Annotated in this window: 4 protein-coding genes and 3 pseudogenes; 4 read left to right on the top strand and 3 right to left on the bottom strand. The window is 73.0% G+C overall.

Annotated features, from left to right (window positions below):
• A pseudogene (locus tag DVH02_RS14975) lies at positions 1-916 on the top strand (hypothetical protein); the annotation flags it as partial.
• 81 nt (positions 917-997) lie between these two features.
• Here the strand turns inward: DVH02_RS14975 and DVH02_RS14970 are convergent.
• On the bottom strand, positions 998-1,795 hold the full coding sequence (locus tag DVH02_RS14970) for a hypothetical protein (RefSeq protein ID WP_114624312.1): 798 nt from the start codon (positions 1,793-1,795) through the stop codon (positions 998-1,000).
• A 234-nt stretch (positions 1,796-2,029) separates the two neighbouring features.
• On the opposite strand from DVH02_RS14970, the pseudogene DVH02_RS14965 reads away from it, so the two are divergent.
• Positions 2,030-3,025, top strand: a pseudogene (locus tag DVH02_RS14965) (NAD(P)H-dependent glycerol-3-phosphate dehydrogenase); the annotation flags it as partial.
• Positions 3,026-3,137: 112 nt separating this feature from the next.
• On the opposite strand, the gene DVH02_RS14960 reads toward DVH02_RS14965, so the two are convergent.
• Positions 3,138-3,980 carry a hypothetical protein gene (locus DVH02_RS14960; RefSeq protein ID WP_114624314.1) on the bottom strand — a complete coding sequence of 281 codons (843 nt, stop codon included), beginning with the start codon at positions 3,978-3,980 and terminating at the stop codon, positions 3,138-3,140.
• Positions 3,981-4,225: 245 nt separating this feature from the next.
• Between DVH02_RS14960 and DVH02_RS14955 the strand changes: the two genes are divergently transcribed.
• Positions 4,226-4,675, top strand: coding sequence for a universal stress protein (locus DVH02_RS14955; RefSeq protein ID WP_114624310.1), 450 nt, complete (start codon positions 4,226-4,228; stop codon positions 4,673-4,675).
• 86 nt (positions 4,676-4,761) lie between these two features.
• Here the strand turns inward: DVH02_RS14955 and DVH02_RS14950 are convergent, their stop codons facing one another.
• Complete coding sequence (locus DVH02_RS14950; protein WP_114624309.1) at positions 4,762-5,163, bottom strand: RNA-binding S4 domain-containing protein; 402 nt, start codon at positions 5,161-5,163, stop codon at positions 4,762-4,764.
• Positions 5,164-5,374: 211 nt separating this feature from the next.
• On the opposite strand from DVH02_RS14950, the pseudogene DVH02_RS36750 reads away from it, so the two are divergent.
• Positions 5,375-6,026: pseudogene (locus DVH02_RS36750) on the top strand (VWA domain-containing protein); the annotation flags it as partial.

The following is a 6,026-nucleotide window of genomic DNA, read 5'->3' as shown; positions in this document are numbered from 1 at the left end:
CGGGTCGGGGTCCGGGACCGGGTCGGGGTCCGGGACCGGGGACGGGTCCGGGTCCGGGGCCGCCTCCTGCCGGATCGCGGGCTGGGATCCGCAGTCCGGCCGCCGCGTGTGGTCGCGCACCGTGCCCGGCGCGAAGCGGCTGCTGGAAGGCTGCGAGGCCGGGGCCGATCGTGTAGCGGTTCCCGCGCCGGGCACGTCGAAGGGGACGGACTGCCGACCCGTCGTGGTGACATCCGACCGGTTGGGAACCCTCGACGAGGAGAGCGGCAAGGTCTCCTGGGACGCGAAGCTCCGGCTGCCCTCGGGCACCGTCGACCGTGTCTTCCGTACCGCCTCCCGGATCGTCGTCGTCACGGCGCCCGCGAGGGGCAGCTGCCGTGCCACGGTCGCCGCCGCCGGTACGGAGGCGGGGGAGGGGGACGAGGGCTGGCGCCGTACCTTCGTCTGGGACCAGCCGCAGGCCGCGCGCGAGGCGCGCACCGGGTGCCGCTGGGACCGTGACCTACCGCTGTACGTCGACTTCCGGATGGTGCTGCCGGAGGCCGCAGGGGCCATGCTCGTCAACTCGTACTTCGGCACCCTGCACGACATCCAGCGGCTGGCGCCGGGGGAGTACCCGACCCTCGACGGCGGCCGGAACCCGGTCGTCCGCGCTCCGGGACGCCCGGACCGGCCACTGGAACCGTCCCGCTTCCGTCCGGTCCGTCCGGACGGCTTCGGAGCCTCGGCGCGGCTCGTGACGTCCGGTTTCTGGCAGGACGGTGACCGGCTGGCCCTGGTGGACCGCTCGGGCAGGACGCTGTGGCGGGGCGCCTCGGACTGCCGGGCGTGGTCGTCGGGACACGGCGGCTCCGACGCCGTCACCTACTGCGACGGCGACGAACTGGTGACGCTGCGGCCCACGGGCGGGGACTGACCGTACGGTTCGGTGCCGGGTGCCGGGTGCCGGGAGCCGGGAGCCGGGAGGCGGGAGCCGGGTGCCGGGTGCCAGCGCCGCTCAGAGCGCGAGTACCGGCCGGGTGACGCAGCCCTCGAAGGAGTTCTCGCCGTCCGGTCCGTAGACGAACTCGGCCGTGACCGGGTTGCGGTTCGCGGTGGCCAGCGGCAGCCAGGCCAGCGTCGATCCGTACCCGCCGCACACCGACTCGCCGCCGTCGCCGCCCCGCACCTCCGTGACGTCGGCGGTCAGCTCCATGTCGTACGTATCGTGGGCGATCCGCAGCCCGAAGGCGCTCGGCGCGTGATGCGGCCCGGTGGGGTCCTCGTACGGGACGCGGTCGAGGGGACAGCGGTCGCCCCAGCGGAACAGGGTGGCGGCACCGGCTCCGCAGGCGTGTTCCCACTCGTCGGGGCCGGGCATCCGCAGCCCGCGCGCCGCGAGCGCGGCCGGCATGTCGGCAGGCGGCTCCGTCAGGCTCTCGCTCTCCACGGCCATGAGCACGGCGGCCAGCGTGACACGGCGGTGCGGGCTGAGCACCCGCGCGAGGTGGGCCCGCAGGTCGGGGCCGTAACCGAACCCCATGTCGAGGCTGTTGGCGTAGTCGGCGGTCTGTTCCGGGCTCGGCCGCCAGGCGTCGAGGCCGAATCCGAGTGCCACCGTGCCTCCGGGTATCAGGGCGAACTCCCGCCCGGCCCGCTCGATCCGGACGCGGTGCGGCGGTCGGCCGATGTGCTCGGCGGTCTCGACGGCGGTCACCCGGCCGCCCACCGACTCGGCCGCCTCCCGGGCGACGCGGTGTACGGCGGGGGGTTCGAGGGAACGCCACTGGGCCAGGCTGAGATCGGCGAGAGACACGCACGGCAGTGTGGCACGAGGGTCGGACACCGGTACGAAGTGCGCTTACGCGGCCCCGCAGTTCCGCCGATCGGCGCCGCGCGACCGCTACGCTGAGGCGGCCCCGGCGGCACGCGGGACCGGCCGCGCGGCGACGCGCCCGGCCATGGAGGACGTACAACGGGGGCCCGAGACCCACCACGGGGACCCACCCACGGGGACCTGCCACGGGGCCAGAACAGGGAGGGCCGGCCGATGCCGACTCGTATCGCCGTTTTCGGGGCCGGGTCCTGGGGCACGGCGTTCGCCATGGTCCTCGCCGACGCCGGATGTGAGGTGTCGCTCTGGGGGCGGCGGCCCGAACTGGTCTCGGCCATCAACGCGACCTCGACAAACCGGGATTACCTCCCGGGCGTGACGCTCCCGAGCGGGATCACGGCCACGGCGGATGCGGCGACGGCGGCAGCCGGGGCGGACATCGCCGTGTTCACCGTCTCTTCGCAGGTCCTGCGCGCATGTCTGGCCGAGTGGGCGCCCCTGCTCGGCCGGGACACGGTGCTGGTCTCGCTCATGAAGGGCGTCGAACTCGGCACCACCCGGCGGATGAGCGAGGTCGTCGCGGAGGTCACCGGCGCCGGGCCGGACCGTATCGCGGTGATCTCCGGCCCCAACCTCGCCGGTGAGATCGTCCGTCGGCAGCCCGCGGCCGCCGTCATCGCCTGCCCGGACATGTCCGCCGCCCAGAGGCTGCAAACGGTCTGCCGGACACGGTACTTCCGCCCTTACACCAGCACCGATGTCATCGGCTGCGAACTCGGCGGCGCGGTCAAGAACGTCATCGCGCTGGCCGTGGGCATCGCCGACGGCATGGGCCTCGGCGACAACACCAAGGCGTCCCTCATGACCCGGGGCCTCGCCGAGACCGCGCGGCTCGGCCAGGCGCTCGGCGCCGATCCGCACACCATCGCCGGGCTGGCCGGGATGGGCGACCTCATCGCCACCTGCTCCTCCCCGCTCTCCCGCAACCACACCTTCGGTGCCGCTCTCGGCCGTGGCCTCACTCTGGACGAGGTCCGCGCCGCGACCAGACAGACCGCCGAAGGCGTCACGTCGTCCGAAGCCGTCCTGGCCCTGGCGCGGTGCCACGGCGTCGACCTGCCCATCACCGAGACCGTCGTGAGCGTCGTCCACGGCGGGAAGCCTCCGAGAGAGGCGGTCGAGGCCCTCATGGCCCGATCGGCCAAGCGCGAGCTGCCGCTGAAACACGACAGGGGTCCCGGCAGCCCCCCACCCAGCCGGAGCGCGCCGGGACCCCGGTGACGGTCCGGGCCGGTCCGGGCCGGTCCGGGCCGAGCCGGGCCGGTCAGAGGCCGTAGCGGCTCTTCACGTGGCGCCAGAAGTCGCGGTACATCCACTTGTCGAACTCGGTGATGTACGTGGCGCTGCCCGCCTTCATCAGGAAGCCGCCGACCCCGGTGGGGGTCCAGTCGTAGAAGTCGTCGAGCCCGTACGTGTGGCCCATCTCGTGCTCAAGGATGTGGATGTCCTCCTGGCCGCGCGCGCCGACCAGGTACTCGCTGCCGATCCGCTGGCCCCAGTCACCGCCCGCCCCGCCCTGGAAGCCCTTCGTCAGCCACAGCGACTGGTCGTAGTGGCGGGCGGCGCCGCCGGGGCACTTCGTGTAGTCGCCGTTCTGGTGGAAGAAGCGCCCGCAGTCGGGCGCGCACTGCGGGGCGCCGCCGCCGTCGAGCACGTTGGTGTAGATGTCGACCGAGTTGTCGGTCCACTGGAGCGTGGAGCGGTCCTTGACGGCCCAGCCGACGATGTCCACCGGGACCTGCGCGTACGGGAAGTTGTCGAAGCCCGCGACGCTGTCGATCCACTTCTTCGACTGGCGCCTGAGCGCGGTGTGGATCTCGTCGCGCAGCTGCGCGGTGACCGGCTGGTCGGACTCCCAGCGGACGCAGTAGGCGATGCGGCCCTTGTTGGCCATCAGCTGGTCCCAGCCGTAGTTCTTGAAGCCGTACAGGTCGGGGTACGTGGACTCCACGTGCCGCCACACCTCGTCCAGGGGCTGGACCAGTTGGGCCGGTGGGTTCCACGCCTCGGCGGCGGCAGCGGCGGCAGGCCGGGACGGATCGGTGGCGGCCTGCGCGGGGGCGGTGAGGCCGATGACCGTGAGGGCGCCGACGGCGAGCGATACCAGGGTGGTTCTGAGTAAGAGGCCGCGCGGATAGGTGGGGTGGAGGAAGGAGCGGGGTGAGGGGCAAGCATGGCAAGGCGGAGGAGGGAGGCGACGCGGAGGGGGCACCTCCCACGCCCTTAAGGCAGTGGGGGAGTCGTGGACCGACGACAACGCCGCCAGGCGCCGCCCATCGCCCCGCGACGCCGCCCCACCTATTCGCGCGGCCTCTAAGCCGACGAGCGTCGAAGTCAGCAGGAGGAACCGTCATGAGCAGCAGCACCATCGTGGTCGGCGTGGACGGCTCGGAGTCCTCGGTCAAGGCCCTGCACTGGGCCGTGGCACAGGCGAAGCTGACCGGCGACCGGGTGGCGGCCGTGATCGGCTGGGAGTATCCGGCGACCGGCTGGGCGGGGATGATGCCAGGACAGGTGATCCCGGTCGACTTCGACGCCGAGAAGCTGGCGGGGCAGATCCTGGACGACACGCTCGACAAGCACCTGGACCCCGACACCGCCGCGTCGGTCGAACGCCGTGTGGTGGACGGCCCCGCCGCTCAGGTGCTGCTCGACAACGCCGAGGGCGCGTCCCTCCTGGTGGTCGGCGACCGGGGCCACAGCGGCGTCAAGGCCGTACTGCTCGGCTCGGTCAGCGCCAATGTCGCCCAGCACGCGACATGCCCGGTGGTCGTGGTGCGCGGAGAGACCACAGCGGACTGACAGAGCACCGACAGAAGACGGGCGGAGGACCGGTCGCGAAGTACCGCTCGCGGAAGATCTGGTCGCGGAGGACCGGTCGGCCCGGGTCAGTTCCCCTGGAGCCGGTCCATCTCCCTGCGGTCGCGCTTGGTGGGGCGGCCCGTGCCCCGGTCGCGGACGGCGAGGGGCACGGTGAGTTCGCGGGGCGGGGGCGGCGGGCTGTGGTCCACGTAGCACTGCACCGCGACGGGCGGCCCCACCCGCTTGCGGACAGCGCGGGAGACCACCACCACCCTGTCCCGGCCCGCGTGGCGCAGCCGGACCTCGTCGCCCGGCTTGAGCGCGTACGCGGGCTTCACCCGGTCGCCGTTGACGCGCACATGGCCCGCGCGGCAGGCGGCAGCCGCCTGGGAGCGGGTCTTGGTGAGCCGAACGGACCAGATCCAGGTGTCGACCCGCGCGGACTCCGCGCCCGCGCCGGGAAACTCAGCAGCTGCCTCAGAAGCCATACGTCGAGGGTAACGACCTGAGAGCGTCGGCGGGCCGCGGTGGACAAGGGCTGCGAGTGCGGCCGCGACGCGGTACCGTCCACCGCACACGTGGGTTGCCCCTGCCGGAGTTCGCTCGTGGAGGCCGCTAACCTTACGTATCCGCCCTGGCCAGGGATGCGCGTTCCCCGGCGGCGGACACCGCACCCAACTCATCTGGAAGGGCTCGCCCATGGGCTTTCGGAGCTTGCTGCGCAAGGTGTTCGGACGCGACCGTGCGGAGGAGCGCAACGAGTCGGCGACGGCCTCCGTACCGGCGCAGGCCGACCGTACGGATTCGGTGGAGGCGACGTCCGGGGAATCGGCCCCCGCGTCGGCTCAGGAGTCCGAGTCCGCTTCCGTCTCCGCTTCCGCCTCATCTCCCGCTTCTTCTTCCGCCGCTTCCGCCGCTTCCTCCTCCGCCGCTTCGGCCTCGTCGCCGCGTTCGGGCGTGACGGTACGGACTCCGGCGGCGGCCGATCTGGTGGCGGAGGCGTTCGACAAGGCCCGGCCCGCCGAGCCGGAGCGCAGCGTGCCCTCGCAGGCGTCGCGGTCCCGTAGCGCCGAGGAGCCGTCCGCTCCCGCGTCCGCCGCCGTGCCCACGGTGCCCGCGCAGGCGTCGGCGGAGCCGGAGCCCAAGGCCGAGGTGAAGGCCGAGGTCGCCGCTGACCCCGCCCCCGTAGCCGCCGTATCCCCTGCGCCCGCCGTCGAGGAGGAGCAGCAGCAGGAGAAGAAGCGGGAGGAGAAGGAGGAGAAGGAGGAGAAGGAGGAGGAGTCAGCTCCCCTCCCCGCAGCGGACGTTCAGCCGGAACCCACTCCCGAACCCGCTGCCGAGGCGACCCCCG

The sequence above is a fragment of the Streptomyces corynorhini genome (assembly GCF_003346515.1).
GTDB classification, from domain to species: Bacteria; Actinomycetota; Actinomycetes; order Streptomycetales; family Streptomycetaceae; genus Streptomyces; species Streptomyces corynorhini.
Note: the sequence above shows the minus strand (reverse complement) of the source record. Positions and strands in the feature narration are given on the sequence as shown.